This window comes from Acetobacter sicerae, from assembly GCF_011516765.1.
In the GTDB taxonomy this organism is placed as follows: domain Bacteria; phylum Pseudomonadota; class Alphaproteobacteria; order Acetobacterales; family Acetobacteraceae; genus Acetobacter; species Acetobacter sicerae.
On record NZ_JAAABN010000012.1, the window covers coordinates 1 to 26,597 of the forward strand.

20 protein-coding genes and 1 pseudogene are annotated in these 26,597 nt (G+C 53.8%); 6 read left to right on the forward strand and 15 right to left on the reverse strand.

Annotation, left to right across the window (positions count from 1 at the left end):
- Window positions 1–104: 104 nt before the first annotated feature.
- Window positions 105–305 (forward strand): annotated as a pseudogene (locus GVI59_RS12985) (SDR family oxidoreductase); the annotation flags it as partial.
- Window positions 306–334: 29 nt separating this feature from the next.
- Here GVI59_RS12985 and GVI59_RS12990 read toward each other — a convergent pair.
- Together GVI59_RS12990 and clpB are read right to left on the reverse strand one after the other, a co-directional pair.
- Complete coding sequence (locus GVI59_RS12990) at window positions 335–709, reverse strand: YidH family protein (protein ID WP_173574640.1); 375 nt, start codon at window positions 707–709, stop codon at window positions 335–337.
- 182 nt (window positions 710–891) lie between these two features.
- Window positions 892–3,498: an ATP-dependent chaperone ClpB gene (clpB, locus tag GVI59_RS12995; protein ID WP_173574641.1), complete on the reverse strand. Its 2,607-nt coding sequence runs from the start codon at window positions 3,496–3,498 to the stop codon at window positions 892–894.
- 393 nt (window positions 3,499–3,891) lie between these two features.
- On the opposite strand from clpB, the gene ypfJ reads away from it, so the two are divergent.
- From ypfJ to GVI59_RS13010, 3 genes are all read left to right on the forward strand, one after another.
- Entirely contained in the window at window positions 3,892–4,755 is an 864-nt protein-coding gene (gene ypfJ, locus GVI59_RS13000) for a KPN_02809 family neutral zinc metallopeptidase (protein ID WP_173574642.1), read from the forward strand.
- A 371-nt stretch (window positions 4,756–5,126) separates the two neighbouring features.
- Window positions 5,127–5,834 (forward strand): response regulator transcription factor, encoded by a 708-nt coding sequence (locus tag GVI59_RS13005; RefSeq protein ID WP_173574643.1) that lies wholly within the window; start codon window positions 5,127–5,129, stop codon window positions 5,832–5,834.
- Between the two features lie 91 nt (window positions 5,835–5,925).
- A complete protein-coding gene (locus GVI59_RS13010; protein ID WP_408736624.1) occupies window positions 5,926–7,251 on the forward strand; it encodes a sensor histidine kinase in 1,326 nt (441 codons plus the stop codon).
- 13 nt (window positions 7,252–7,264) lie between these two features.
- Here the strand turns inward: GVI59_RS13010 and GVI59_RS13015 are convergent, their stop codons facing one another.
- The 9 genes from GVI59_RS13015 to GVI59_RS13055 form a co-directional block, all read right to left on the reverse strand.
- The gene (locus GVI59_RS13015) at window positions 7,265–7,837 is read right to left on the reverse strand and encodes a hypothetical protein (RefSeq protein ID WP_173574644.1); all 573 of its coding nucleotides are present in this window, start codon (window positions 7,835–7,837) and stop codon (window positions 7,265–7,267) included.
- A gap of 9 nt (window positions 7,838–7,846) precedes the next feature.
- A complete protein-coding gene (locus tag GVI59_RS13020; RefSeq protein ID WP_173574645.1) occupies window positions 7,847–8,989 on the reverse strand; it encodes a baseplate J/gp47 family protein in 1,143 nt (380 codons plus the stop codon).
- A 1-nt stretch (window position 8,990) separates the two neighbouring features.
- Window positions 8,991–9,347: a phage tail protein gene (locus GVI59_RS13025; protein ID WP_173574646.1), complete on the reverse strand. Its 357-nt coding sequence runs from the start codon at window positions 9,345–9,347 to the stop codon at window positions 8,991–8,993.
- Window positions 9,348–9,371: 24 nt separating this feature from the next.
- Entirely contained in the window at window positions 9,372–9,896 is a 525-nt protein-coding gene (locus GVI59_RS13030) for a hypothetical protein (protein ID WP_173574647.1), read from the reverse strand.
- An 18-nt stretch (window positions 9,897–9,914) separates the two neighbouring features.
- The gene (locus tag GVI59_RS13035; RefSeq protein ID WP_173574648.1) at window positions 9,915–10,991 is read right to left on the reverse strand and encodes a hypothetical protein; all 1,077 of its coding nucleotides are present in this window, start codon (window positions 10,989–10,991) and stop codon (window positions 9,915–9,917) included.
- Between the two features lie 402 nt (window positions 10,992–11,393).
- Entirely contained in the window at window positions 11,394–12,749 is a 1,356-nt protein-coding gene (locus tag GVI59_RS13040; protein ID WP_173574649.1) for a sensor histidine kinase, read from the reverse strand.
- Window positions 12,746–13,414: a response regulator transcription factor gene (locus tag GVI59_RS13045; RefSeq protein WP_173574650.1), complete on the reverse strand. Its 669-nt coding sequence runs from the start codon at window positions 13,412–13,414 to the stop codon at window positions 12,746–12,748. The genes GVI59_RS13040 and GVI59_RS13045 overlap by 4 nt, the downstream gene beginning before the upstream one ends.
- Complete coding sequence (locus tag GVI59_RS13050; RefSeq protein ID WP_173574651.1) at window positions 13,411–16,488, reverse strand: efflux RND transporter permease subunit; 3,078 nt, start codon at window positions 16,486–16,488, stop codon at window positions 13,411–13,413. The genes GVI59_RS13045 and GVI59_RS13050 overlap by 4 nt, the downstream gene beginning before the upstream one ends.
- A 9-nt stretch (window positions 16,489–16,497) precedes the next feature.
- Window positions 16,498–17,580, reverse strand: a complete 1,083-nt coding sequence (locus tag GVI59_RS13055; RefSeq protein ID WP_242013096.1) for an efflux RND transporter periplasmic adaptor subunit — start codon at window positions 17,578–17,580, stop codon at window positions 16,498–16,500.
- Window positions 17,581–18,630: 1,050 nt separating this feature from the next.
- Here GVI59_RS13055 and GVI59_RS13060 point away from each other — a divergent pair.
- Window positions 18,631–18,834 carry a hypothetical protein gene (locus GVI59_RS13060; protein WP_173574653.1) on the forward strand — a complete coding sequence of 68 codons (204 nt, stop codon included), beginning with the start codon at window positions 18,631–18,633 and terminating at the stop codon, window positions 18,832–18,834.
- A 290-nt stretch (window positions 18,835–19,124) separates the two neighbouring features.
- A complete protein-coding gene (locus GVI59_RS13065; RefSeq protein WP_242013102.1) occupies window positions 19,125–20,219 on the forward strand; it encodes a beta-1,6-N-acetylglucosaminyltransferase in 1,095 nt (364 codons plus the stop codon).
- A gap of 342 nt (window positions 20,220–20,561) precedes the next feature.
- Here GVI59_RS13065 and GVI59_RS13070 read toward each other — a convergent pair whose 3' ends face one another.
- Genes GVI59_RS13070 through GVI59_RS13085 form a run of 4 tightly spaced genes read right to left on the reverse strand, consistent with a single transcriptional unit; the run spans window position 20,562 to window position 26,595 of the window.
- Window positions 20,562–21,020, reverse strand: coding sequence for a nitrate reductase associated protein (locus GVI59_RS13070; RefSeq protein WP_173574655.1), 459 nt, complete (start codon window positions 21,018–21,020; stop codon window positions 20,562–20,564).
- Between the two features lie 33 nt (window positions 21,021–21,053).
- On the reverse strand, window positions 21,054–22,043 hold the full coding sequence (locus GVI59_RS13075; RefSeq protein WP_173574656.1) for an ABC transporter substrate-binding protein: 990 nt from the start codon (window positions 22,041–22,043) through the stop codon (window positions 21,054–21,056).
- Complete coding sequence (locus tag GVI59_RS13080) at window positions 22,040–22,642, reverse strand: ANTAR domain-containing response regulator (protein WP_173574657.1); 603 nt, start codon at window positions 22,640–22,642, stop codon at window positions 22,040–22,042. Before GVI59_RS13080 ends, GVI59_RS13075 begins: the two co-directional genes overlap by 4 nt.
- Window positions 22,642–26,595: a bifunctional nitrate reductase/sulfite reductase flavoprotein subunit alpha gene (locus tag GVI59_RS13085; protein ID WP_173574658.1), complete on the reverse strand. Its 3,954-nt coding sequence runs from the start codon at window positions 26,593–26,595 to the stop codon at window positions 22,642–22,644. Before GVI59_RS13085 ends, GVI59_RS13080 begins: the two co-directional genes overlap by 1 nt.
- Window positions 26,596–26,597 lie beyond the last annotated feature (2 nt).

Consider the following 26,597-nt stretch of genomic DNA (forward strand, 5'->3'; position numbering starts at 1 on the left):
CCGCCGCCAGAAGCAGAATATCGTCAATATTCCAGATCGGGCTCCTGTGGGATGACTGAATTCTACAAAATGACCCGAAATTGCCTCAAGTGTGAGAAATCCGCGTCGAAATCGACAGTCTTTTTGCCCAGCTCACAGGGGCTGAAAAAGGAGCAACCTTCAATAAATATGTGGAAGGCATAGCCCTTGGTCGCCCGGAAACGCCCGATGATGTCGCGGCGCTCGTGTCCTATCTTGCCGGACCGGATTCTGATTACATGACTGGTCAGGCGATTCTGATCGATGGAGGAATGGTCTATCGCTGACCACGCTCCGCACAAAGGCGATCCGGCTGTCAGCCTGTAACGGCAGGCAGCAGCACGGCGAACACGGCCAGACAGAGGGCGATCAGGACAATGGTCAGGACGCCCTCGACCTTCGCCAGAGCAATATCCATGGATTTTGTTTCATTCAGCGCCGTTCTCACCTTGCAGAAACGCCAGTAAGAAACCGGAAGCAGCAGAATGCCCGCCAGCACAGTAAGGATACCCACCTGCGAGGTGGACGCGAAGGACTGATGGAGGGGCATGGCGTGCTGTGCGGCCAGAAGACGCAGGAACAGATCGAATTTTGCGAGAACGCAGCCGAAAGCGACCAGCGCCAGCGCCGTCCGTATCCAGGCGAGAAAGGTGCGTTCATTCGCGGCGTGATCCGTATAGCGTTCGATCATGAGAAGGAGTTCCTGTCGCGCCGATGAAGGAGGCCGGTTTCCCAGACTGCGGACGAAGACGCAAGAGACCGATGAGGAATACAGTTCCTGCACACACAGGCTTCACGAGACCTGCTGCTTCCCCAAAAGAAAAAGGCCCCCGAAAACGGGAGCCTCTTTCAGGAGGTCATTCAACGGGGCGATCAGGCGAGAACGGTCGCCGCCTCGCGACCATTGATGATCAGGCCGTCGCCATTGGCAGAGACCTTGACCTCTTCGCCATCGTGGATCGTACCTTCGAGCAGCAGTTCCGCGAGCGGATTCTGCAGGCTCCGCTGCACCACCCTCTTGAGCGGACGGGCGCCGTAAACCGGATCGTAGCCTTCGTTCGCCAGCCACTGATGGGCGAGATCGTCCAGCTTGATCACGATGTTCCGGTCGGTCAGCAGCGACTGGAGGCGGGCGATCTGGATATCCACGATCCGCGCCATGTCCTTCTTCTGCAACCGCGAGAACAGGACGATTTCGTCCAGACGGTTCAGGAACTCGGGACGGAAGTGCGCACGCACGACTTCCATGACCTGAGCCTGCACCATGTCGGTGGTTTCGCCATCCGGCTGGTTGGCCAGAACGTCGGAACCGAGGTTGCTGGTCAGCACGATCAGCGTGTTGCGGAAGTCCACCGTGCGACCCTGACCGTCGGTCAGACGACCGTCATCAAGCACCTGAAGCAGGATGTTGAAGACATCCGGATGGGCCTTCTCCACCTCGTCGAACAGGATGACCTGGTACGGACGACGCCGCACGGCCTCGGTCAGAACGCCGCCTTCCTCGTATCCGACATAACCCGGAGGCGCGCCGACCAGACGGGCCACGGAGTGCTTCTCCATGAACTCGCTCATGTCGATGCGGAGCAGAGCTTTTTCGTCGTCGAACAGGAATTCGGCGAGCGCCTTGGTCAGTTCGGTCTTGCCGACGCCGGTCGGGCCGAGGAACAGGAACGAACCGATCGGACGGTTCGGGTCCTGCAATCCGGCGCGGGCGCGGCGCACGGCGCTGGCCACGGCCTTGAGCGCGGGCTCCTGACCAACGACCCGCTTGCGCAGTTCATCTTCCATGCGGAGCAGCTTGGCGCGTTCGCCTTCGACCATGCGATCCACGGGGATGCCGGTCCAGCGGGACACGACGGAGGCAATGCTCTGTTCGGTGACGGCCTGTGAGACAAGGTCAGTGGCGGAGTTGGTCTGCTCCTCGTTCTGGGCCTCTGTGATCTTGGCTTCAAGCTGCGGAATGGTACTGTACATAAGCTCCGAAGCGCGACCCAGATCGCCTTTACGCTGCGCGACTTCCACCTGAGACCGTGCCTCGTCCAGCTGCTCCTTGAGCTTCTGAACAGCGTTGACCCGGTCTTTTTCCGCATGCCAGGCGGCGTTCATCGCGTCGGATTTCTCTTCCAGCTCGGCCAGTTCGGCATCGACTTTTTCAAGACGCTCGCGGCTGGCGGAGTCATCCTCCTTGCGCAGCGCTTCGCGCTCGATCTTGAGCTGGATGACACGACGGTCGAGTTCGTCGAGTTCTTCCGGCTTGCTGTCGATCTGCATCCGCAGACGGCTGGAGGCCTCGTCGATCAGATCGATGGCCTTGTCCGGCAGGAAGCGGTCGGTGATGTAACGGTTCGACAGCGTGGCGGCAGCGACAAGCGCGCCGTCGGCGATACGGATACCGTGATGGAGCTCGTATTTCTCCTTGATGCCACGCAGGATCGAGATCGTGTCGGACACAGAAGGTTCGCCCACAAACACCGGCTGAAAACGACGGGCGAGCGCCGCGTCCTTCTCGATGTATTTGCGATACTCGTCGAGCGTCGTCGCACCGATACAGTGCAGCGTGCCACGTGCGAGTTCGGGCTTGATGAGGTTCGACGCATCCATCGCGCCATCGGAACGACCCGCGCCGACAAGCGTGTGCATTTCGTCAATGAACAGGATGACCTGTCCTTCGGCGGACTCGATTTCCTTGAGAACCGCCTTCAGGCGTTCCTCGAACTCACCGCGATATTTCGCACCGGCGATCAGCGCGCCCATGTCGAGAGAAAGCAGCTTCTTGTTGCGGAGCGCCTCCGGCACGTCACCGTTGACGATACGCTGGGCCAGACCTTCCACGATGGCGGTCTTGCCGACGCCCGGCTCACCGATCAGGACGGGGTTGTTCTTGCTGCGGCGTGCGAGCACCTGAATGGCGCGACGGATTTCCTCGTCACGGCCAATGACCGGATCAAGCTTGCCTGCCTGCGCCACGGCGGTCACGTCGCGAGCATATTTCTTCAGCGCGTCGAACCCGGCTTCGGCGTTCTCGCTGGTGACGGTGCGGCCTTTGCGCACAGTGGCGACGGCTTTCTCAAGCGCATCGGCAGAAGCGCCATTGTCTTTCAGAGCGCGACCTGCCGCTGTGTCAGACGCTGCAATCGCGACGAGGAGACGGTCCTGCGCCACGAACGAGTCATTGGCCTTCTGGGCAGCCTGTTCGGCGTTGTCGAGCAGACGCACGAGATCGGGGGTAGCCTGCGGCTGACCGGCTCCGCCTCCCTGAACTTTCGGGAGTTTGGCGAGCGCTTCTTCCACAGCGGAAAGTGCGCCGAGCGGGTTGCCGCCAGCGGCCTTGATCAGCGAGGAGGCAGCGCCTTCATTGTCGTCCAGCATCGCCTTGAGCAGGTGTTCCGGCGTGAGCTGCTGATTGTATTCACGGAGCGCAATCGTCTGCGCGGCCTGAAGAAAGCCACGGCTCCGTTCGGTAAATTTCTGGATGTCCATATTCCTGTTTGTCCCTTTGAAGTGAGGCGACGGTCAGGGCCATGAAGGGCGCCCCTACAAAGAGGCAGCGCGGCCATGGTCTTGATCTTGTTGAAGGATATGGGTGCTGAAAATCGGAATGCAAGAGGAAACATGCCTGTTATCGCGCACACTCATGTCCACCGGGATAAAAGAGGTTCGCGCACGATCCGCCAGTCAGGAGGGGCGGATCGTGACTGTCTTTCTCAAGGAATATGCGGGTTCGCGCATGATCGCCCGGCTCGCCGTAATGCGTCTCTTCAGAGATGACGCCAGAAGACCAATCCGGCTGAGCGGAAAGCGAAGGCGCCTTTCCTCAATAACGTTGATAAGTGATACAGAGAAACTGAAACTGATACGACGGAGCCTGTATCCATGCGTCTGGATGATGAACGCGAGAGCACCAATATTGAAGATGTGCGTGGTTCTGGGGGTGGCGGTCGCATGCCACTGCGTATCGGCGGCATTGGTGGTGTCGTGCTGATCCTTGGGGCGCTCTATTTTGGCGTCGACCCGCAGATTGTTCTGAATCTTCTGGAAGGCGGCGCTAATCTCACGGAAAACAGCCAGACCGTAGCGCAGGCGCCTTCTCCGGCCGATGACGCCCAGAAGCAGTTCATTGCCCGTGTGCTCGCTTCCACGGAAGATGTCTGGACCAGTTACTTCTCGCAGATGGGGAAAACCTATCATGCGCCGTATCTGGTGCTTTTCAGCGGCGGCACCAACTCGGCGTGCGGCTATGCACAGACGGCTTCAGGTCCGTTCTATTGTCCGGCTGATCAGAAAGTCTATCTCGACCTTGGTTTCTTCCAGGAGTTGCAGGATCGCCTCGGCGCGGGTGGTGAATTTGCCCGTGCGTATGTCGTGGCGCACGAGGTCGGGCATCACGTTCAGAATCAGTTGGGCATCATGCAGCAGATGAACCAACAGTATGGTGCGGCTCAACGGGGTGCGGGTAGCCAATCGGTCCGTCTGGAATTGCAGGCCGACTGTTTTGCGGGCGTGTGGGCAAAGCGTGCCGACGACGCCAAACATATTCTGGAAAATGGTGATGTGGAGTCCGGCCTGAACGCGGCGGCGGCAGTCGGCGATGACAGGCTTCAGAAAGAAACGCAGGGCTATGTTGTCCCGGACAGCTTTACACATGGCACTTCCGCACAGCGTGTCACATGGTTCCGCCGGGGGCTCAGCTCTGGTGATATCAGGCAGTGCGATACATTTTCTGCATCATCACTTTGAAGCTTCGTTGCTCGGAATGCGTTGGCGGCAGATGGGTGTCTTTGTTGCTGCCGGCTTTCCTGTCGTGGGTGGATGAGAAAACGCTGTGTCATGAAAGAACGATCGTCTGCCGCAGATCGTGATGTGCAGGTCATCCGGATGGGACGGAAGTTCTACAGGCTGGCTGCCGATAGTCTTCGTGAGGATGTCGATCGTTTATTCACAATGTTGATTTGCTCCCGATGCAAGAATTGGAATTGATGAGGCAGAGCATCAAGAACATTTTCCTGCACAGGGATGGAATGATTTGGGGTGTGGCGCCCGGATTGATTCTGAAAAGGATTTTAGTGGTCAGGTCAGCATGTGCAGGGCATCGGTGAAGGATGACAGATATGACCGTTACATCGCTTGATGGCGCCGAAGAGATCCGGGTTCTGCTTGTTGAGGATGACACTGATATTGCTGAAGAGATTTCAGCAGAATTGAAAAGTCGTGATTTCTGCGTGACCGTCGCGGAAACGGGGAGCGCAGGTTTGGAGCAGGCGCTTACCGGCCAGTATAATGTCATGATCGTTGATCGTATGCTGCCTGAACTTGATGGGCTTTCCCTGATTGAGACGGTTCGACAGAAGGGTGGACGGACCCCGGTTCTGGTCCTGTCCGCGCTCGGAGCCGTTGATGACAGGGTGAATGGTCTCAAGGCGGGTGGTGATGATTATCTGACAAAGCCGTTCGCCATGGTGGAACTGATTGCGCGGATTGAAGCGCTGCTGCGTCGTCCGGACGATACGCGCCAGACCATCTTGCGTGTTGGTCCTCTCACGATGGATCTCATTGACCGCACGGTGAAGCGCGATGATCGTGAAATCGAACTGCTGCCAAGAGAATTCCGCCTGCTTGAGTATCTGATGCGTCGTCCGGGACAGATTCTGACACGAGCGATGCTTCTTGAGGAAGTCTGGAATTATCGGTTCACCCCCCAGACCAATCTGGTGGATGTGCATATCGGGAAATTACGCCGCAAGGTGGATGCTCCCGGCGAACAGACCCTGATTCACAGTATTCGGGGAGCGGGTTTTACCCTTCAGTCTTCGGATTAGGACCATCTTGCTGAAAAAACTTCTTCAGAGTGACCGGCTGGCTCTGTTTCGTACGGCCCGTTTCAAGCTGGGACTGGCGTTTGCTCTGGCGATGCTTGGCACCATCGTCGTGCAGTTCAGTCTGACCTACACCCAGATGACATCATTCGAATTTCGGAGATCCGGTCAGGTTCTGAATGGAGAAATGAAGCTGCTGCTGGCGATGACGCCGGAGCACCTGGAGTATGTCATCCGTGAGCGCGCCACCGATGATTTGAGACTTGTCGTTAATGAGGCCGGGATTTTTACGGCGTCCCATCAGCCCATCGCGGGCGAATTGCGCACATGGCCTGACGGTCTGGTCGCGGATGGCAAACTCCATAATATTGTGATGGAGCCGGAGGAGGGAAGTCCCTACACGCTGAGGTTCCTCGCGGCACGTACGCCGGACGGGCATATTCTGGTCCTTGGGCGTAGCCTGCATGTTCTGGATGAGCAGAAACTCATGCTCCGGCATGCTTCGCTTGTCACTCTAGTCCCCATCGTCTTCTTCGCCTTGCTGGCGGGAACCTGGCTGAGCCACCGGGCTCTGACCCGGGTGAAGGAAATGCATGAGGCTGTCGACCTGATCATGCAGGGTGATATCCATGAACGGCTGCCTGCCGGCACTCAGCAGGATGAGTTGCAACGGCTTGCCGGTAGCGTCAACCGGATGCTTGACCGACTGGAACAGCTCATGCGTGACATGCGGAGTGTAGGCAATGATATTGCCCATGATCTGCGCACACCTCTGGCCCGCGTGCGTGTGGGGCTGGAAAGAGCCCTTTCCGGGCCGCAGGCTTTATCAGCAGAAGATCTGCGGGCTGTCATTGAACGTGCCATCGGCAATCTGGATCAATGCTTTTCCATTATTACCGCTTTGCTGAGGCTGACAGAGATAGATAACAGCAAGGGACGTGCTGCATTTGCAAAGATAGATCTGGCGGCGCTTGTGTATGATATCGTTGATCTCTACGAGCCTATTGCGGAGAGTGAAGGCATTGAGTTTCTGGGGCTTTGTCCAGAGAAAAAGATTTCTGTAAATGGTGACAGGGATCTTCTGATCGAAATGCTAGGAAACCTCGTTGATAATGCAATAAAATTCACGCCTGCGGGAGGACGGGTCCGGATTTCCGTCAGTATGACCGGCCATCATCCTTTCATTGCAGTCGAAGACACAGGCATAGGTATACAGCCCGACGAGCGGCAGGCTGTTCTATCACGCTTTTACCGGTCTGATAAAAGTCGACATATTCCAGGCAGCGGTCTGGGTTTGAGTCTTGTGGCTTCGATTTTACGTCTGCACAATGCGGAATTAAAGATTCTCGATGCCCAGCCTGGACGCCCTGAAAAAGGGGTCTGCTTTCTGGTTATTTTCCCCGTTTCTGATTTTGTATAATGTGAGATACGGATCAATTGGAATTGTTGACTACAAGGACGACATCCGTTCCCTCTGATTTTATATCAGTCAGTTCATGGGATACTACAGAAAGCGACGCATCTTTGGAAATTTCTACGAAAACTGTCCCGGGAGCAGTTCTTGACCCATAGCAAAGACTGGCGCCGTCGTATTGATCACGCCCATAACAGGCACAATCTACGGCACTCCACGGTTCAGTAATTTTTTCGATAGTGCTATCTGCAGCTTTTACCGCCTCAAAGGCTTCTCTCGTATTACGCTTGACGAAAAACTCCTGTTTTATTCGATTTATATACGATGAATCGCTTTCATTAGTCAGGCGCGGCAAGGTGCTGCCAAAATAATCAGATGCAGCCAGATCTATAAAATTCCCACTGCTGGTATCAAGGCGGGTTTGGTTGTTGGTATATTCCAGAAGACTATAAAGCATAGCCCAGGGCCATGCCAGTCCGGTTAAGATGCCATCGAGTACAGGAGTTGCATTTTCGGATGATGAAGGAAACCATGACTGAGGTAATGTTGAGCGAATGCGTTTGAAAATATCTTCATTGTCACCGGTAGCCATTGTCTTTCCTTAAGTATAAGAGACAGAAAATTCAATATCTTTTAACCGGACTACACTGCCAGTCTGGCCGCCGACATCAACGGATTGCTGATTGACAGTTATGACTCCAATGGATTCCACGATATTTTCGGCAGCAGAAAAAGCGACACTGGATATTTTTGTGTAGCTGCATACAGCGCCCACTGTCAGGCTGTTGATGTAATCGGATATACTGGTTGTAATCGTGCTTTCGATGCTCGTCGTGTCTGTTCCAGTCTGTACTGTGATGGGAACAACAACCGATACAGAAATTGTAGTTGATCGAATAACAGAAAATTCCACGCCACAAGCACGAACGGCATCTATGGAGGTTTTTATTTTATTGATATTGTCCAGTGATATGTCACCAGATCCATCATCAACAGCTACATAAAAAAAACCGGGCCTATAGTAACCAGAGGGATCCTTATTTTCTATGATCTGATAGAAAATATTTGGCGAAGTGCTCTCTATCGCATATTCTATGGACGATAAAGTTGCTGATGATAGTGAGGAAAACCATAGATTAATACGTGATTTTACGGATTCATCTGTTTCTTCATCATAGCCATTACTGACAGTTGACAGATTTGTGCAGGTGTCGATCCCGGAGATTTGGGTTCCTAAGGTATTGAGAACGCCAGACATGACATTGCCGACAGATCCTGCCACAGTACATTCTACAGGGCACGTAATGGATGCAACGCCATTTTGACGAATATAACCGTTTGATGATTCCGACCAATATTGATTTGTCTGATCTTTTGTTACAGAAAACAGTATGCTTCCGTCAGATGATTTGACGATGGCCCCGACAGGCACCGTTGCCGATGAAGAGTCGGGAGTTAAACTGATAAATGTTTCTGTCGTGGTGGCGGAAGCTGCGGGTAGGCGGGAAATTCCGAATTGAGCGATCCAGGAATCAACGTCATCTCCAAACGATGTTCCAAGCCTTGTGACAGATAAGGTTTGAAGAATTAAGTATTGTATCCAGAGTGCAACTGTCGCATTGGCTTCAAATATTGATCTTGAAACTGAACCTGCTGTGAAATCCATCAATGACGCGCATGCGCTTTGGGCCGCCGTGCATGAATTTGAAACTAATGTTGAAAAATTCTGTAAAGATAGATTCATGCTAAATTTCCATCAACGTGGTTTCATCCGTTGTTGAATCGGAGTACTGTATACTGATTTTTTTTGTTCCATCAGTTAAGTTATACATTTTTATGGAGGGAGTGGGTGATTCTGAAATTGCCGATTCCATTTTCATTTGTTCTAATATAACAGATGTAATATCACCTAATGTATCAGTATTTCCTATCCGTTGCGGAAGACCGGCTCCATAGTCAGTCCAAAAAATATACTCACCTGGGTTGGTGCATAAGCGTCGCGTAATGCGTTGTTTTCCAATATCGGAACCAGACACTATGGCCAGATCACCAGTTTCTGAAATATCTATATCATAACCAAATGTATGAGATATATCGGACATTTTTATTATATCCTAACCATTGTTTTATTGTGGTGGGCTTGTGGAATCTGTGCCGGCCTTCACCCCTGAGTGTGTATGATCTGCAAGCGAAATACCTGATGCTTTCACATCACCAGAAACAGTTACATTTCCAGTGATTTCGACATTGGAAATTATTTTGATTCCACCTTTATCGACAAAAAATTCAATATTTCCTGTTTTTATACCAAACTGCCCGACTGAGACAGGCTGATTGTCCAGACAGGTAAATGTTTGTGGCGGTGTCGTAGAATCAAAAACACGGCTTACAACGACATAATTATCCCCATCTCCATGGGCTGTATCAACAAAAACATGCGTTCCTACAGGTGATGGAGAGTAAATGGTAGCCTCTCCAACAGAGATTGCTGCATCACATATCCATCCAGTTTCGCAATTTTCTGGTTGTAATCGTACTTTTACCAACCCATTTTTATAATCCAATGCGCTCACAATGCCGAATTTCGCACGTCCAATTCTGTTCATATGCGAATGCATAAGCATGTTTATGGAATTATGCAGCTGTGTCATTTTGTTGATCTTCTCTGTCTATCTAGGGCGGAGAATTGCCTTTTTCGTTATCGATTTCCCACTATATTCAATGATCACCTGATCAACGGTATAAACTACAGAATCAAAAGAAGTTCCTGTGCCATTTAGTTTTACAAGCTGCCTTGTAGATATATTTAAATAAGGGTGGAGATGTAATTCTACATTCTTCCCATGAGCCATAATCTCATTGTATCGTCTTTGAGCGAGATTTTTACATTGGTCTGTCGTTGTTCCAATGGGTGCAGTGAAATTGAAAGCATGTCCGGAGGTGATGTCCTCTGGATATTGTGCAGAATGTGTTGTTTTTTGGCGAGCATCCCACGAAGATATTTTTACGTATATATCTTCAGAGTAAATCTGATTGCTCAGTAAATTTATATCAAGAATGGCTCTCTGATAACTGTCGGAATTTTCTGTCTGATTGTTCCATTCCAGGTTGACGATATTATCGTTTTCCTGCCTTTTTTTGAAATATAAAGTTTTGTTATCAACCCAGAGATCATATCCATATTCATGCTGCATGCCGACACACAGATCCCACGCAGTCTGATATCTGTGCATGCCGGAGAGGCCATGTGCTTTATGTTCGTATTGATAAAACTGGCCAATAAAACCAGATGTTTTATCAATGTCTGTTGATAGTCCTACCTGGGTTGCGAGGTAGCTTATGGCATCGGATGCTGTCATGTTTAAAAATGACTCGCCCGATATCTCATAATTTATGAGGCTGGCTGACCAGTCCCGCCCGGATAAATTTAGGATCCGTTTTGGTGGATTAAAAGTTGATCTGTCAATTTTTCCGGAAAACAATTTGTCTTCACTGGTTGTATTTCCAGACCCGGACGAAGTAGTTTTTGCATAAATATCAACGGAATTGCCATCTTCAAAAAATGGAATGCTGTTGTATTTTGTATCTATAGGTATAGTTGCGTTGAAAGTGCACGCCTCTGATAGTCGCGAGTTTATTATTTTAACATGATATGGGATAAGCGCATTGCCGTTAGCATCTTTTATATTTACATTTGAACTAACGGATTGAGGTATACTTGCAGAATCTAATGATAAAAGAGACATTTTTATTCACTAATGATTATTTTCCTGTTTTTATATGTCTCTATAATTGTGTGCAAGTGATCGTTCAGGGTCTGCTCTGTCTCTTTCTCCAACATCATAAGGAAGGCAAAAGAGAACGGAGCAGGCGTCGTGAGTGCCAAAGCTTACGCAGTTTTTGGGAAAGGTGCTAGCTCTTTCCTGACGTCCGGGTAAGAGACGGGCATCCCTGCTTTGATCAGACCACGTCAATATCTTTATCGCATGCCGACAGCTACAAATATCCCGTCGTCGAAAAGCTCAGAGAGCAGGGAACAGACGATATGGATCTGCTCAAGCGTCGAAACACGGAAGTCCACACCTTGGTTCGTTGATGATATTCCGTCTCTCAACATGAAGCTATGAAAAGCAGCGAACCATATCTCTCTACATCTGGTTTCTGATGCCGGCTGAGGTCTCATCGGGCGGGAACCGGACGGAAACGATAATGCCTCTTGTCCTACCCGGGGCAGGAGAGGTGATCGTGATATCTGCCCGAAGCTGAAGCGAGATCTGCCGAACGATTGCAAGACCGAGGCCGCTTCCCTCCGCATCTGTCGTGCCTCTCACGAAAGGCTTTTCCATATCCTGTAAAGTCTCCGGTGTGAGCGGATCACAGTCATTGGAGATCAGGACTTCAGAGTCTTCTGTGACAGCCAGACTTACTGGCTGTAGCGAGGAGCCATGAAGCACTGCATTTTCCAGAAGGTTGCGAAACAGGATACCCGCTGCATCCATGTCGCCCCGTATCATAAGGTGAGGCGCTCCCGAAAGTTCGATAATCTGACCTTTTTCCCGCTCAAGTTCCTGAGCCAGGAACCGGATGACAGGCACCAGATCAAATCTGTTTTCCGTGAGGGCGATCCCTGATGTGACGCGTGATAGCTGAAGCAGCTTTTCCATCATCCGGCCAATCCTGCGGGCCTGATGCATGATGATCGTCGCGCGTTCTTCATGTTCCGAATGCTGAAGCATGCCTCTCAGAATCTGTACCTGCGCCAGAAGCGCCCCGATCGGATTCCGGAGTTCATGGGCGGCATTGGCGGCGAACGCACGTTCGGTCGAGAGCGCCATTTTCAGGCGCTCCAGCAGGAGATTGACGGCAGAGTGGATCGCGACAAGCTCTTCGGGCAGATCCAGCGGCGGGATAGGAGCCAGATTTGCGCCGCCCCGGCTTCTGATCTCATGCTGAAGACTTGTAAGAGGCTGCATGGCGCGGCGCACACGCCACCGGACCAGAAGCCAGATGGCCGGGAAGAAGATCACCATCGGCAGAACTGAAATCAGAATAGCCCGCCTGACCGCTTCATTTCTGTGGAAAGTCGGCTCACCCACCAGAATATAATGATGGCCGGATAGAGAAGGAGCGATATACACCCGGAACTCGGGAAGATTGTAAAACCCCGTTTCCAGATGAGGAACAAACAATGTTTCCGGCGCATTCTGCGACCGGACCTCAAGCTGACCATCCGTTGAAGCAATCTGATAGGCCAGGGTGCGCCGGTTCACACCGGGCAGGCGAGCGACCTGTCCTCCCGGCGTGACGGAGCCTTGGTCACTTTTATCCAGTTCACCAATGACGAACTCCAGACGCTCCGCTACTTCCTGCAGGGAATTGTCGAGACGCTCCGTGACTTCATAACGGGTAAAGGCCGCGACAAGAACACTGAGAAGCACCAGTGCGCCCAGCACGACAATCAGTGTCCCGGATACGATGCGGGACGCCAGACTCCAGCGCTTCATCGTGAGGTCGTTCCTGCAAGGCAGTAACCCCGACCACGGACCGTCACGATCAGACCGGCTTCTGTTTTCTTGCGTATCCTGCTGATAAAAACTTCAATAGCGTTGCTCTCGACATCATCGCTGAGACCATACAAAGCGTCTTCAATCTGCTCACGGCTGCATAGCGCCCCCGGTCGACGGGCGAGAAGCTCGACAATGGCCCATTCCCGTGCGGAAAGATCGACATCCTGTCCGTTACGTCTGAGTTGCCGCCGGGACAGATCAATCTCGATATCACCAGTCGTCACGATATTGTCTGGCAGAGCCACATAACGTCGGGCGACGGCCTCGATACGGGCGACGAGTTCATCCAGATCATAGGGTTTGACGATATAGTCGTCCGCACCGTCCGATAATCCCGCGATCCTGTCGCTGATCTGATCCCGGGCTGTCGTGATCAGAATTGCCAGAGGCGAACGATCGCGACGGATGTCCCGCAGCAGGTCCCGCCCATTGCCATCCGGAAGACCGAGATCCAGTAGCAGGAAATCATAGGAGGAGGCCTGCAGCGCCGCACGGGCATCCGAGAGGGTTCTGAACCAGTCGGCGACATGCCCCGCCTGCCGGATGCGGTCTCTGACAGCCGAGCCAAGCGCGCTTTCATCTTCGATGATCAGGATCTTCATGCGATGCGATTTTTCATGACACGAGCATAGAGCGATGGCAGCACAAGTAACGTCAGAAGGGTCGAGGAGATCAGTCCTCCGATCACAACTGTAGCCAGAGGTCGTTCGACCTCAGCGCCGGCGCTGGTCGAGACAGCCATGGGAATGAAGCCCAGACTGGCCACCAGAGCGGTCGCCATGACCGGACGGAAACGCTCTTTCGCCGCTTCGAACGCTGCTTCCGACGCACTTCTGCCCGCCAGACGCAGGGAGCTTATGGCGGTGACGAGCACCACGCCGTTCAGAACCGCCACGCCGAAAAGAGCGATAAAGCCGATCCCGGCCGAGACGCTGAATGGCAGGCCGCGAAGCGCGAGCGCCAGAATCCCGCCTGTCGCGGCGACGGGCAGATTGATGAAAACAAGACCGGCCAGCCACACCGAATTCAGGGCGGCGACAAGCAGGGCGAAAATCAGCACCAGAGCGATCGGCACGACAACTTCCAGACGCGCCATGGCTGAGCGGAGATTCTGGAACTGTCCCGCCCACACAATGCGATAGCCCGCAGGCAGACGGATTTTCGTGCTGACGGCCTTCTGGGCTGCCGTCACAAAAGAACTCAGATCACGCCCGCGCACATTGGCCTGCACGATCAGACGACGGCGGATGTTGTCCCGACCAATGCGGGGTGGGCCGTCCTGCACCGTGACCTTCGCCACCTCCGAAAGCAGAACCGCGCCGCGTCCGTCCGCACGACGTATCCGGAGGCGAGCAATCTGGTCCCGTGTGCCGACCTGAGCCGGATCATAACGAACCTGCGTGCTGATCAGAGCGTCGCCGACCGTGACGGGCTTTCCGATATGGCCGCCTACCGCTTCAACCACATTCAGAAGTTCCTGCTGTGAGATGCCAAGGCGCGCAGCCTGTCTGCGGTCTATATCGATATGGATGAACGCAAGGCTTCCCTTGCCCTGTGGCGCAACGTCGGCTGCTCCGGGAATGGCTTTCAGGACGGCCGCCACCCTGTCTCCCAACCGGGCGAGTGTGTCGAGATCATCGCCATAGATCGAGACGGCAATCTGGCTCCGGACACCGGCCAGAAGATCATCCATCCGCATTTCTACGGGCTGGCTCCATGATTGCGCCACGCCCGGCAACTCAGTGCTCAGTGCCCGGCTCATCGCCGTCACCAGTCCTTCCTGTGTCCGTGCCGTGGTCCACTGGGAAGGCGGTTTCAGGAAAATGAAACTGTCTGTCTCGTTGACCCCCATTGGATCGGTCGGGATGGCCGAGGTTCCCGTATTGCTGACAACGGCGGTCACTTCGGGGAACCGGCGCAGGATATGCTCCTGAATGCCGACTTCCTTTAATGCCTGAGGCAGTGAGATACTGGGCAGTCGTGTCGTTGTCACTGTCAGTGCGCCCTCGCCAAGAGAGGGAATGAACTCCCCGCCGAGATGCAACCCGACCCAGATGGAAAATGCAAAAATGACCGTCGTCGTGCCGAAAAGGATCCGGGGTCGATGCTCGCACCAGTTCAGGAGAGGGCCGTATCCACGACGAAGAACTGCGACCAGACGTGTATCATCGTGACGCCCGACAGATTTCATCACCAGCGCTGCAAGCACCGGCACGCCGACGATGCAGTAGAAGAGCGAGGCCAGCAGAGCCATGATGACTGTCTGCGCCATGGGCCGGAACATCTTGCCCTCAATGGCCTGCAGGGTCAGGATCGGCAGATAGACCATGACAATGACAAGAATGCCGAAGCTCACGGGCCGTAGCACTTCCGACGCCGATGAAATCGCAAGCGTGACCAGCGGCGTCTTTTGCCCGCTGGCCTGATCCCGGGCGCGGTGGGTCATGAGGCTTTCCACCACGACAAGCGAACTGTCGACGATCATCCCGAAGTCGATGGCGCCGAGACTGAGCAGATTGGCGGAAATTCCGAACCAGCGCATCCCGGTCATGGCGCAGACGAGCGCAAACGGAATGACGGAGGCGATGACCAGTGACGCCCGCCAGTCACCGATGACCACGATCAGGACGCCGATTACCAGAAGCGCTCCGACGACAAGGTTTTCCTTGACCGTTCTGATGGTGCTGTCTGTCAGCGTCGAGCGGACATAGTAGGGATCAAGCGTCACACCTTTGGGAAGCGATCGGCCAATATCCGGAAGCGCCGCATTGATGGCGGCCAGTGTAGCGTCGGAACTCGCTCCCATGCGCATCATGATGACGCCGATGACGATTTCGCCCTGACCATCCCGCGTGACGGCGCCAAGCCGTGTTCTCGGTCCCATGGAAATGCGCCCGACATCCCGCAGGAAAATGGCGGAACCGTTGGCGTTGGTCCGGACCGGGATAGACCCGAAATCGTTGAGCGAACCAATCAGGCCACGCCCGACGACAATCTGCTGTTCCTCACCATGTTCGATCCAGCCGCCGCCGGATGCGGAGTTGTTGCCGTCCACCGCCCGGAAAACATCATCGACGGATACACCGAGCGCCAGAAGGCGGGCCTGATCGAGGGCCACCTGAAAGGTCTGTTCCGCACCGCCATTGACGTTGACGTCCACGACACCCGGAACCAGCTTCAGTTGAGGCGCGACTGTCCATGTCATCAGACGGTTCAGATCCATTAGCGAATAACCGTCGCCCTTGATCTGCAACTGCATGATTTCGCCGAGGCCTGTCGCTAGCGGTCCGATATTCACGCTGATTCCGGGCACGGATATCGCTTCTCTGGCCTGCTGGAGCCGTTCCTGTACCCGGGCGCGGTCGAGATTGATGTCCGTATCGTCGGCAAACTGGAGATAAACCACGGAGACGCCGGATCGGGAGACCGACCGGAGATCCGTCATCTCCGGGATGCCCGCCATGCTGGCCTCGATCGGAAAGGTGATGAGCCGCTCGACTTCTTCCGTGGCGAGGCCCGGCGCAACGACGGATACAAGCACCTGCTGGGGGGAGATGTCCGGCACGGCTTCGACAGGAAGGCCGCGCACGGCGACGCATCCGGCGATGAAAATCAGGCCAAGCACCCCGAGAACCAGCCAGCGTCGGGTTTGGAGAACGACGAGAAAGCTGCGCATGAGGTGTTCTCAGTCTCCGTCATCCATATCTGACACCAGCATCACCGCCTTCAGGGCGAATGCGCCGTGCGTCACGATCCGCTCTCCTGCGGAGAGGCCGGAGGTAATGACTTTCTGTCCATTGCCCGTAGCACCGACATGCACTTCCTGTGGCCGAAACCGGTTTGGACCCACCGGCACAAACACGGTGCTTGCGCCGTTGATGTCCGTGACAGCGCTCTCCGGCACAATGATGCCTGCCGTCTTTTCGCGTGTTGGTAGGTGGGTATTGAGGAACAGGCCGGGATGAAGGCGGCCATCCGGATTGGGGGCCACGCTTATGACACGCACGAGGCCCGTGGTCGGGTCCGCCATGTCACCCACCGACGTTATCTTCGATGTCAGCAACGTCCTTCCCGCGTCCGACACGAGTTCCGTGGTCTGCTCGCCGCCTTCCACCACCTGAGCGGCGTCTTGCGGGAGAATGTCCGAGATAATCCAGACGGAGGAGATGTCGGACAGGGTCATCAGTTCCGTCGCAGGAGAGACATCGTCCGCAACACCGACGGACACGTCCTGCACCTCCGCAGCGGCAGGCGCGATGATCGCTGATGTCTCATCCGATGTGCTGGTCTGGACCCTGTCGGATTCCGTAACGGAATTATACTCCTCTCTGAGCTGATGGTTCAGCGTGTCGATATCGGCCTGCCGGGCGGCAATATCGTTTTTTGTTGCCTGCAATACCGCCAGACGACGCTTGGTCTCGCCAGCAGCAACCGCTGCTCCTTCGAGCATATGACCCCGGTTATAGGAAGCGGCGGCGTTCTGGTAGGCCGCCTGTGCCGTCGCCAGCGCCGATCGCGCTCTGGCCATTTCAAGGCGGACCAGATGCAGGGAATGGTCCTGATATGTGAGAAGAACCTCGCCCCTGTGGACGTGCTGTCCGGGAACAACGGCTATAGTCATGACTTTTCCGGAGCCTGCCGGATGAATGCGAACGACGCGGCTCGCCTCGGACATGACGGTTCCCATTGCGTCGAGAGTTTTTCCGAGCACGCCAGATTGCACTGCCGAGACTGTCAGGGCGGCGTTGGCCTGCGCAGCCGCTTCCATTGTGATGATCTGTTCGTTTTCCGCCGCCAATGTGGGCTGTAGAAGCGCAGCAAAAAGGCAGAAAAGCGCCAGAATCCGCCTCCGATATCTGACGGCAGCGGTTCTGACGCTTACTGAAACTCTCCTGCTGCGGTCTTGATGAGCGGCATGGCGAACATGCATGAAATTCAGTCGGCTTTCTGTCTTGTCATGAGAATGAGTTGATCTTCAGTCTATCAGATGAAGCTGACAGTTTCCTGAACGTCACGCTGTGGTGGCATCCTGGTCAGCATTCCCGGTGTGATTGGAGGTATGACGGGGCTCTTCCTGAAATTAGGATGTTTGGTGTTTAGCTCCCGGGATTGGTGGTCCATGTTTTCTACAGGCGGGAAGGAATGCGTAATCAAGTAGGGGCATTGGGGTCGCGGTAGTCTCTCCGAATGAACCACAGAACGCTGGTGACGTAACGCGAAATCCAACCGGGACTATCGCCATATGCAGGAGCCAGAGCAATCCTATGGATAGGTTTCCACGTTCCAATTGATCTTCGGTTCTTGTCCACTGGCCGACATGTATTCATGGGGCTCGACAAGGGGCAGCTTTGGAGTTCGGTTACGGCGTGTCGTCAGTTAAGCAGAATGACGATTGAGACGAACTGAACGGCTGAGAGGCAAGTGGATTTGAACTTGTCTTATCAGGTTGTTATGCCGAGGAACTGCTTAAGTTTATTGAAGAACTGATCAATAAGATCTCCCTCCCTGTAAAGAACGAAGTCCGTTTCCCCTCGTGTCGTTCTGTTGCTCTTTGACGGGATGACCGGAGTAATCCCGCATTCTGTCTGCCTTCCCAAAAAACAGGGAAACAGTCTCAGCAGGAAGTCAGAAGGTACAACCCTCATGCATCACACTCAGGCTTTAACTGATGGGACGCCGTAGGGTCGGATGCGAAGGTATGGTGTGAGCGCTGGACAGTAGATTGTCCCTGTTCATCAACATACTGCAGAGTTCGAAAAAAAAAGAGAAGCGGATCAGGCCTTGGGTTGGGCCAGTGGCGAATTGACCACGGAAATTCATGTTATTGTCGCTGTTGCGGGAAAAGTTATGGTATCTTTTCCTGATACCTGAGAAAAGAGACGATCTCACAGGAGCAGAACTTCTTCTGGGTGAAGGCGATCCTGAAACTTTTATCGCCGACAAGGCTTATGACGCCGATCCGTTCATTAAAAAGCTCGAAGACCGGAGGTTTGCGTCGGTTGCCACCTATAAGAAAAGATAGTTTCTTTTATTAGAAAAAACGTAAAAACATGCAGTTAAATCAATTCAGAGATTCCGCTTAAATTTAGAAGTTCCCATAAAGTGGAAATATTATTTGTAATTGTATATAGAAATTTGTTTCTGTATCATTAAATAAAAATTAATCTCATTTTCTTAAAAGAGATAATTTGTTTTTCAGAATTTACAAATAAGATACATCAAAGAAATGATTCGTTATGTAATGCTAATTCATTCTCTTGTTGGTATAGTGTAAAGAAAAGATAAATAATTAATGATCTTTTGGTGAAGCGTATGCAAAAAAGAGATGACATCGATACGGATTATAGAAAAAAACACTCGAAATATGACCGATTTTACGGGCTTCTTGAAATCAAGCCTACTCATGTATATAAAAAATCTCCCAAAAACACTAAAAAAATAGATTTATTAAAAAATAAAAATGTAAATATAAAAGAAGAAAAAATATCGTATATGATTATGGCCCATGAGATTGGTGCGCAGTTAAACTTACTAATTAAATCTCTTTTGTCTGACGTTAGATCTGTTATTTATATTCATCTTGATGGAAAAGTGGAAATTGATAATAATGATTTGTTTTCTCAAGATGATAGAATTGTTTTTATAAAAAACAGAGTGAGAGTGAATTGGGGAGGGTTTTCCATGGTGCATGCTATGAAAAACTTAATTCACGAAGCGCTCAAAGATACAGGAAGTGATCGTTTTGTTCTTATAAGTGGATCGTGTTTTCCAATAAAGATTCCTGTTCAGATCAATGACGAGTTGTTGCGCAGTAATGGGAATATATTTTCTGTATGGGGTGAAATTGATCCAGAGAATTTATCATCAGAAGGATTTGGTCGCTATTCTGTAACAAAATTTCAACCATGCGATGTTGAGATTCTCAATCCCAAAAAAAGTATTGCTCATTCCAGAGTGTGGAATTTTTATAAAAAAATATCCAGCCAAATTCCCTTGGAGAGAAAAGTTTCGTTGTCAGATCTTTGGCGGGGATCTCAGTTTTTTGCCGCAAGCAGGGCGGTCGCAGAATGGTTTGTAAAATCTCATCCTGATTTAGATCATATTCTAAGATGGAGTTTAGCTCCCGATGAAATTTACTTTAATACTTTATATGTCCGATATTTACGCCAGTCTGGAGAAGATTTTTGTAAAATACTTCCGGGTGCGACTGAGCAGGGAACGCATTATATTAAAAAGACTGTTCCTGCCGACCGGACTTTGAGACAAAAACTTTTTGAGCCTATTGATCTGCGGAAATTGAATAAGAACGATTTGCCGGAAATTCTTTCATCGCCGTGCTTCTTTGCTCGAAAATGCAATTCAGAAATCTCAAAGGAAATAGAACGTTTATGGTGTGATGATATTTGAATATTTTTTGTTGTGTATTATGAATTTTATCAGATGTACATGGGTATCATCGAATGAGTTTTATATGGATCAGGGTGCCAGTTCTTCTCTGTTGTGCTGTTGGTGCTCCCCAATGAATTTCAAGGGGATAAATATTTTTCTGATCGATCTTCTATATGTAGGAAAGAGGCAACTTATTGGTGTATCGGAGGTTTAACGCCAATAGAATCAATGGAGTGCCTGGATAACTGGATATAATCTGAACACTCATGAATATATGTTCGCCATCCATATAGCGTAAAATCTCGTCTCTCATTTCAAAGAATATATCAGCAGCATAATTCACAGAATACTGTGAAAAAATTAACAATCATTCCTCTCGAAAAATTCTTTTAAGGCTGGAACGAAATTTTGATTCTCATGTCCCGGTCTCGTGAGTTTGAGCAGTGCGAAGCGTTGCAACGTGGAAAGATGGTTCCACTGATGCAAAGTCGGCGTCATTACGCTATGAGAGGCCGCCGCTAACCGGATACTCTGCGGTATGTCGTCAGCTTCCTGCCATGCCTTGGATGGAGACGGGGGAAGAAATGCGGGTTCTTCTTCAGCGCGTCGTCTGATGAGGTCAACAAGAAAGGCCCGATACATCTCACATTGCGTAGTGTTTTCCACCGGACGGGCCAAGAGCGCCGTCCGATCTTCCCGTGTGAAACGGCTCCATTGCCGGAGACTGACCTTTACGCCGCACAGATCGAGCTTCATCCTGACCATCATGGGGATGCAGCGTAATGAATCAGCAAAGTCCATTTCGAAGTTGAACAGCATGGCGGAAAGCCTCTGGTATTGCGTGTCCGAAAATCAGAGCGGAATAAAAGGGGCCGACGCCATTGTGTTGGATGCACTCCAGCGCATAAGTGTCTGTTGTTCAGAGTTTTCCAGCCATCCAAGAGCCACCATATCGTTGATGATCCACTCGATATCGTGTTTCTGAAGTGCTCCGGCAACAAAGTTGATCGCTTCTTGCTCCGATCCTCCGGGGAGCACTGAACGCGTAGCCTCTGCCGGGAGCGCGAGACCTCCAGCCGGAAGGGGAGCTGCGAGTGCAGCGGTGACGTCCTGTTGATAGTGCGGCGTCTGACAAAAGGTGATGGCTTCCTGAAGGGCGAGTGTCATCGCCTGCGCCTGCTCTTCGGAACAGGACAGTCCTCCGGAAGTCACCATGATTTTCTCGACATGGTCAGGAAACACGGTGGACGAACCTCCGACCCGGAAAGCCACACCAAGCCTTTCTGCTTCCGCACCCCATGGCGGACCGACACATCCGCCATCGATCTTCTTTTCAGAGAGAGCATGGATCATGTCGACTGGCGGCATGACCACGAGTTCAATATCGCTTTCCATGTCCACATCAATCATTTTCAGAAATCGTCTGAGAATGAGGAGATGGGTGGAATAGATATGCACGACGGCAATACGTGGACGTCGTCCGATGCTGCTGCGCCAGACATCAAAGGCGCGCCGTCCGTGTGATCCAGCATGCCAGATCGTCTCAACCGGATTGACGCCCCTCAACATGATCGTATTGCCGCCCCGGCTGATCGTAGTCAGAGGACGCAGGAAGGCGTCATGCCCACGTCTGCCCAGCGCCGTCATCATCGCCAGCGGGCAAAAGATTACGGCTGCATCGAGTTTTTTCCATGCAAGACCATCGGCAATATTGGCCCACGAAGGAGAGACCACGATCTCGGTTTCCAGACCATGCCGGGCAAACAGTCCCTGCCTGTGGGCCATGATGACGGGCGCGCTGTCGGCCAGTCGCAATACACCGATGCGGATTGGGGCATTCACGACAGGTCATCCTTTTTCTGGGCGGCGAGATATTCCTCTGCAACAGCCGCAATGCGACGGGACGTCTGCATGGCCCGACGTTGCAGCCAGCGATGAGCCTGGGTTTCGCTTGTTTTTTCGTTTTTCATGAAACACCTCTTGGCCTGATCAATGAGTTTGCGCTCGGCAAGGATACGCTGGGCTTCGCTCAGTTCTTCACGTGTCCGACGGAAACGGGAATAGAGCGCGATGGCGGCGCGCAGGAGCGGCTTGACGTCACGCGGTGGTGTCTCGACCACATTGTAGGAACAGATGCCTGTATCGAAGGCCGTTTCCATCAGGGCGGCGTCGTCTTCATCGACAAACAGCGCTATGGGACGTTCCTGAGCGGGTTGGGACAGGGCGCGGATACTGTCCAGCGCATCACGGTCGGCTCTCGCCATATCCACCAGCACGACATCAGGAGCGTGCAGTTGTACAGCGTCAATCAGGGCCATCTCCGCCGGAACCGTCAGAACACGTAGTGAACTGTCGCCACGCAGGGTTTCCGACAAAGCAGAACCGCGTCTGGGGTTGGCGTCCGCGACGAGAACAACCAGTGCAGGACGTCCGTCTCCCATCAATAGACGTCCCTCAGATAGCGGCCTTCGCGTGTCAGGTTCGTCACGAACGTATCTGCATCTGCTGTGGACAGGCCGCCATGACGCGCCACGATGCGGCGCAAGGCGGCATCCACGTCGCGAGCCATCCGGCTGGCGTCGCCACAGACATAGACAGAAGCACCGTCATTCAACCACTTCCACACGTCCCCACCTGCCTCCTCCATACGATCCTGCACGTAGATCCGCGCTGGCTGATCCCGCGAAAAAGCCGTGTCCAGTCGCGTCAGCACGCCTTCAGTCTGGAAGGATTCCAGTTCGGAACGATAGTAAAATCCTTCGTCAGCGTTGCGTTCGCCAAAGAAAAGCCAGTTGCGCCCGGACGCCTTGCGGGCGGCGCGCTCCTGAAGGAAGCCGCGGAAAGGCGCAATTCCGGTGCCGGGACCGATCATGATCACCGGCGTTGTGTTATCCTGAGGCAGCCGGAAATGTGTTGTGGGCTGGGTAAAGACCGGCACTTCATGGCCTGCTTCCAGCCCGGCAAGCCAGTTCGAGCATACACCCGGCCAAGGCGTGAAATTGACGCCCATAGTCAGTTCCACCACTCGGCCCGTGATCTGCGGTGAAGACGCGATGGAATAGAGGCGTGGCTGCATGCGCCGGAACAGGGAAGGTACCTCCTGAGCTGTGACTGACAGAGACGCTCCCTTAAGCAGTTCAGGCAGAAAACCTGCTTCTCGTCCACCGAGAGCTGCCAGCATGGCCGGATTAGGCCGCGACAGATCCAGATGACGCATCAGCGCGTCTCTCAATCCGACTGTGCCATGCCCCCTCAGAACGATGGGGGTATCTTCGGGAAGTTTCAGAGCAAGCAGAGCGAGTTCTACATTTTCCGCTGTATTGCAGGGCCACACGCCTAGCGCATCTCCCGTCTCCCATGTCAGCTCTGTTCCGCTCAGATCAAGACCGATACGGCGCGTATCCCGTTCGCTGCCGGATGAGCAGAGGCGTTCGTTGATGCTCAGCCTCGCCACGACCGGCGCATCCCGTGTGCCCGCCACGATCTGCGGAGCTTCGACGACGCTGGGGGCTGCTTGAGCAGTCGTCCCGTTGAGTGTCGTCAGCAGGGTGCCGCGCCACGCCTCGACCGTGTCTTCAAAATCGGGTTCGCATTCCACACGCTCCAGAAGCGGTGTTGCACCCAGTTCGCGCAGTCGTCCGTCCAGCGCCCGCCCGAATCCACAGAAGCTGGCATAGGACGAATCGCCCAGCGCCAGAATGGCGTAGGTCAGGTCGGGCAAAGAGGTCTCCTGCGACCTCACCGCATCCCAGAAGGGCGCAGCGCAGTCTGGCGGATCGCCATCTCCGAAAGTGGAGACCACAAACAGCACCGTACCGGAAACGGGATGTCCGCATTCCCAGTCATCCAGACACTTCGCCTCTGCCGGATGCCCGGCCTCGCGCAACCATGTCACAATGGTCGCAGCCAGTCCTTCTGCCCGTCCGGTCTGGGAAGCCCACCACACATTGATGGCAGAGGCAGATGGTGATGCGTCCTCCTGTGCGGGGACTTCCGTTCGGGTCCTGCTGTACAGCCCGGCAAGAATTCCGCTGAGATGAGTCCGCGTCTGTGGTGGCAGGGGCGCGGAGGCGGGGACGGCGGGAAGCTCACCCGGTTCAGGTGGCGCGATTTTCAGCCCTTCAAGAAAACCGGACAACCATGCCCGCGCCTCTTCGGACAGGGAAGGGAGGGGAACAGAAGCCGAAGAATCCAGACCAAAATGGGTGACGAGAGACCGCAAGGTCATGGTGTGAGATCCTTCCTTGTCCGGTTTCACGGAGGCGGGTTGGGCCGGTTTTTCCACGCGCTCAAGCGCGACGGCGCAGACCTTGAAGCCGGGTTGCAACGAGATGGGATCGACGGCATCCGGTGTGACGGCATTGACCGTCATGTTCTCCCCGAACCTGTCATTCCAGTGAAAGGGAGCGAAGCAGGTGCCGGAACGCACGCGTGACGAGATTTGCACGGGAAGAACGATCTGTCCGCGCCGGGAGGTGATGCGCACGGTATCATCCTTCGTCAGACCAAGCGTGGCGGCGTCCTCACTTCCGATCTCGACGAATGGCCCCGGATTGAGACGGTTGAGACTCTCTACCCGTCCGGTCTTGGTGAGTGTGTGCCACTGGTGCTGGAGGCGACCGCTGTTCAGCACGAAGGGAAATTCGTCATCCGGCCATTCTTCCGGCCGCATCCATGGGCGGGCGAAAAAGACCCCCTTGCCATCTGCTGTCGCAAAGACAGGACCGTCACCATCGGGCGGAAGATAGCGTATGGGATGCCGGGGATGCGTGTCACCAGCCGGAGCGGGCCATTGCACGGGTCCCTCGCGCAGGCGGGCATGACTGACGCCCGCAATATCGTAATCTGTCTTCGGGTTGGTGAACCGGCTGGCTTCGGCAAACACGTCGGCGGCGGATGTGAAGGTGAAATCCTGCTCGAATCCCATGGCGCAGGCCACGCGGGCAATGATGTCCCAGTCCGCCAGCGCTTCCCCCGGTGGTGGCACAGCCTGTCGGGCAAGTGTCATGGTGCGGTCGGAATTGACCTGCACGCCGTCGCTTTCCGCCCACAGCGTCGCAGGCAACAGAATGTCGGCAAAACGGGTGGTCTCACTGTCCGCAAACGCGTCCTGCACGATGACACAGTCCGCGGCTTCCAGAGCGCGCACCACATGCTTGCGGTTGGCGACTGTCGCAACAGGATTGGTGCAGATGACCCAGCACGCCTTGATCTCTCCCTGTTCCATCGCCTTAAACATCGCGATTGCCCCGTCACCGCCTGTATCACGCAAGGTTCCAGGGGAAAGGTTCCATTGTTTTTCGACAAAGTTCCGATCCGATGCGACCAGTGCGCTACGCTGGCCGGGCAGACCGGGGCCCATATAGCCCATCTCGCGTCCGCCCATGGCGTTGGGCTGTCCGGTGAGCGAGAAAGGACCACTACCGGGTCGGCAGATGGCCCCGGTAGCCAGATGAAGATTGCACACTGCGTTGGTGTTCCATGTGCCGGTGATGCTCTGGTTCAGTCCCATGGTCCACAGGCTCATCCATTCACCGGCTTCCGCGATCCAGCGGGCCGCCGTTACAATGTCCTCGGCAGGCAGGCCTGTAATCTCCGCTACGGTTTCAGGCGCGTAGTCCTCAAGAAAAGCTTCCATGGCGTCCCACCCTGTGGTGGCGCGTGCGATGAAATCCCTGTCGATGGCGTCGTTTTTGACGAGCAGATGGAGCAGTCCATTGAGAAGGGCGAGGTCGGTTCCGGGACGGATGGGAAGATAAAGATCGGCTTTTTCGGCTGTGGCTGTCCGGCGCGGATCGACAACGATCAGTCTGGCGCCACTTCGTTTGCGATCCATCAGTCGTAGAAACAGGATGGGATGACAGTCGGCCATGTTTGCGCCGATGACGAAGAACAGGTCGGTGCAGTCGAAATCCTCGTAGCTGCCCGGCGGAGCATCCGCTCCAAGCGAAAGCTTGTAACCGGTTCCGGCGGCGGCCATGCAGAGCCGGGAATTGGATTCAATATACTGGCTGCGCACAAACCCCTTGGCCAGCTTGTTGATCAGATACTGCGCCTCCAGAGACATCTGCCCCGAGACGTAGAAAGCGATGGCGTCCGGACCATGCTCGTCGAGAATGGTCCGCAGGCGTTTCGCTGTGGTCGCGATGGCCTGTTGCATGGGAACCGGAACCGCTTCTTCGGCACGACCGGAGCGGACAAGAGCCTGACGCAGTCGCTGGTCGGACAGGAGAGGCTTGTCGCAGGAACTGCCCTTAGTGCAGAGACGGCCGCCATTCGCAGGATGTGCGGTATCGCCGCGCACCTTGACGATACGCTCATTTTCGACTTCCAGAATCACTCCGCACCCTACCCCGCAGTAGGGACAGACGGTGCGGATTTCCTCTTTCGCCATAT

Bases quoted from the DNA above. Each gene is read 5' to 3' on its own strand.
- GVI59_RS13085 (WP_173574658.1), bottom strand. From the start codon at position 26,595: ATGGCGAAAGAGGAAATCCGCACCGTCTGTCCCTACTGCGGGGTAGGG.
- GVI59_RS13005 (WP_173574643.1), top strand. From the start codon at position 5,127: ATGACCGTTACATCGCTTGATGGCGCCGAAGAGATCCGGGTTCTGCTT.
- GVI59_RS13040 (WP_173574649.1), bottom strand. From the start codon at position 12,749: ATGAAGCGCTGGAGTCTGGCGTCCCGCATCGTATCCGGGACACTGATT.
- GVI59_RS13025 (WP_173574646.1), bottom strand. From the start codon at position 9,347: ATGTCCGATATATCTCATACATTTGGTTATGATATAGATATTTCAGAA.
- GVI59_RS13030 (WP_173574647.1), bottom strand. From the start codon at position 9,896: ATGACACAGCTGCATAATTCCATAAACATGCTTATGCATTCGCATATG.
- GVI59_RS12990 (WP_173574640.1), bottom strand. From the start codon at position 709: ATGATCGAACGCTATACGGATCACGCCGCGAATGAACGCACCTTTCTC.
- GVI59_RS13010 (WP_408736624.1), top strand. From the start codon at position 5,926: ATGCTTGGCACCATCGTCGTGCAGTTCAGTCTGACCTACACCCAGATG.
- GVI59_RS13020 (WP_173574645.1), bottom strand. From the start codon at position 8,989: ATGAATCTATCTTTACAGAATTTTTCAACATTAGTTTCAAATTCATGC.
- GVI59_RS13035 (WP_173574648.1), bottom strand. From the start codon at position 10,991: ATGTCTCTTTTATCATTAGATTCTGCAAGTATACCTCAATCCGTTAGT.
- GVI59_RS13045 (WP_173574650.1), bottom strand. From the start codon at position 13,414: ATGAAGATCCTGATCATCGAAGATGAAAGCGCGCTTGGCTCGGCTGTC.
- GVI59_RS13065 (WP_242013102.1), top strand. From the start codon at position 19,125: ATGCAAAAAAGAGATGACATCGATACGGATTATAGAAAAAAACACTCG.
- ypfJ (WP_173574642.1), top strand. From the start codon at position 3,892: ATGCGTCTGGATGATGAACGCGAGAGCACCAATATTGAAGATGTGCGT.
- GVI59_RS13050 (WP_173574651.1), bottom strand. From the start codon at position 16,488: ATGCGCAGCTTTCTCGTCGTTCTCCAAACCCGACGCTGGCTGGTTCTC.
- clpB (WP_173574641.1), bottom strand. From the start codon at position 3,498: ATGGACATCCAGAAATTTACCGAACGGAGCCGTGGCTTTCTTCAGGCC.
- GVI59_RS13070 (WP_173574655.1), bottom strand. From the start codon at position 21,020: ATGCTGTTCAACTTCGAAATGGACTTTGCTGATTCATTACGCTGCATC.
- GVI59_RS13080 (WP_173574657.1), bottom strand. From the start codon at position 22,642: ATGGGAGACGGACGTCCTGCACTGGTTGTTCTCGTCGCGGACGCCAAC.
- GVI59_RS13015 (WP_173574644.1), bottom strand. From the start codon at position 7,837: ATGGCTACCGGTGACAATGAAGATATTTTCAAACGCATTCGCTCAACA.
- GVI59_RS13060 (WP_173574653.1), top strand. From the start codon at position 18,631: ATGTTATTGTCGCTGTTGCGGGAAAAGTTATGGTATCTTTTCCTGATA.
- GVI59_RS13055 (WP_242013096.1), bottom strand. From the start codon at position 17,580: ATGGAAGCGGCTGCGCAGGCCAACGCCGCCCTGACAGTCTCGGCAGTG.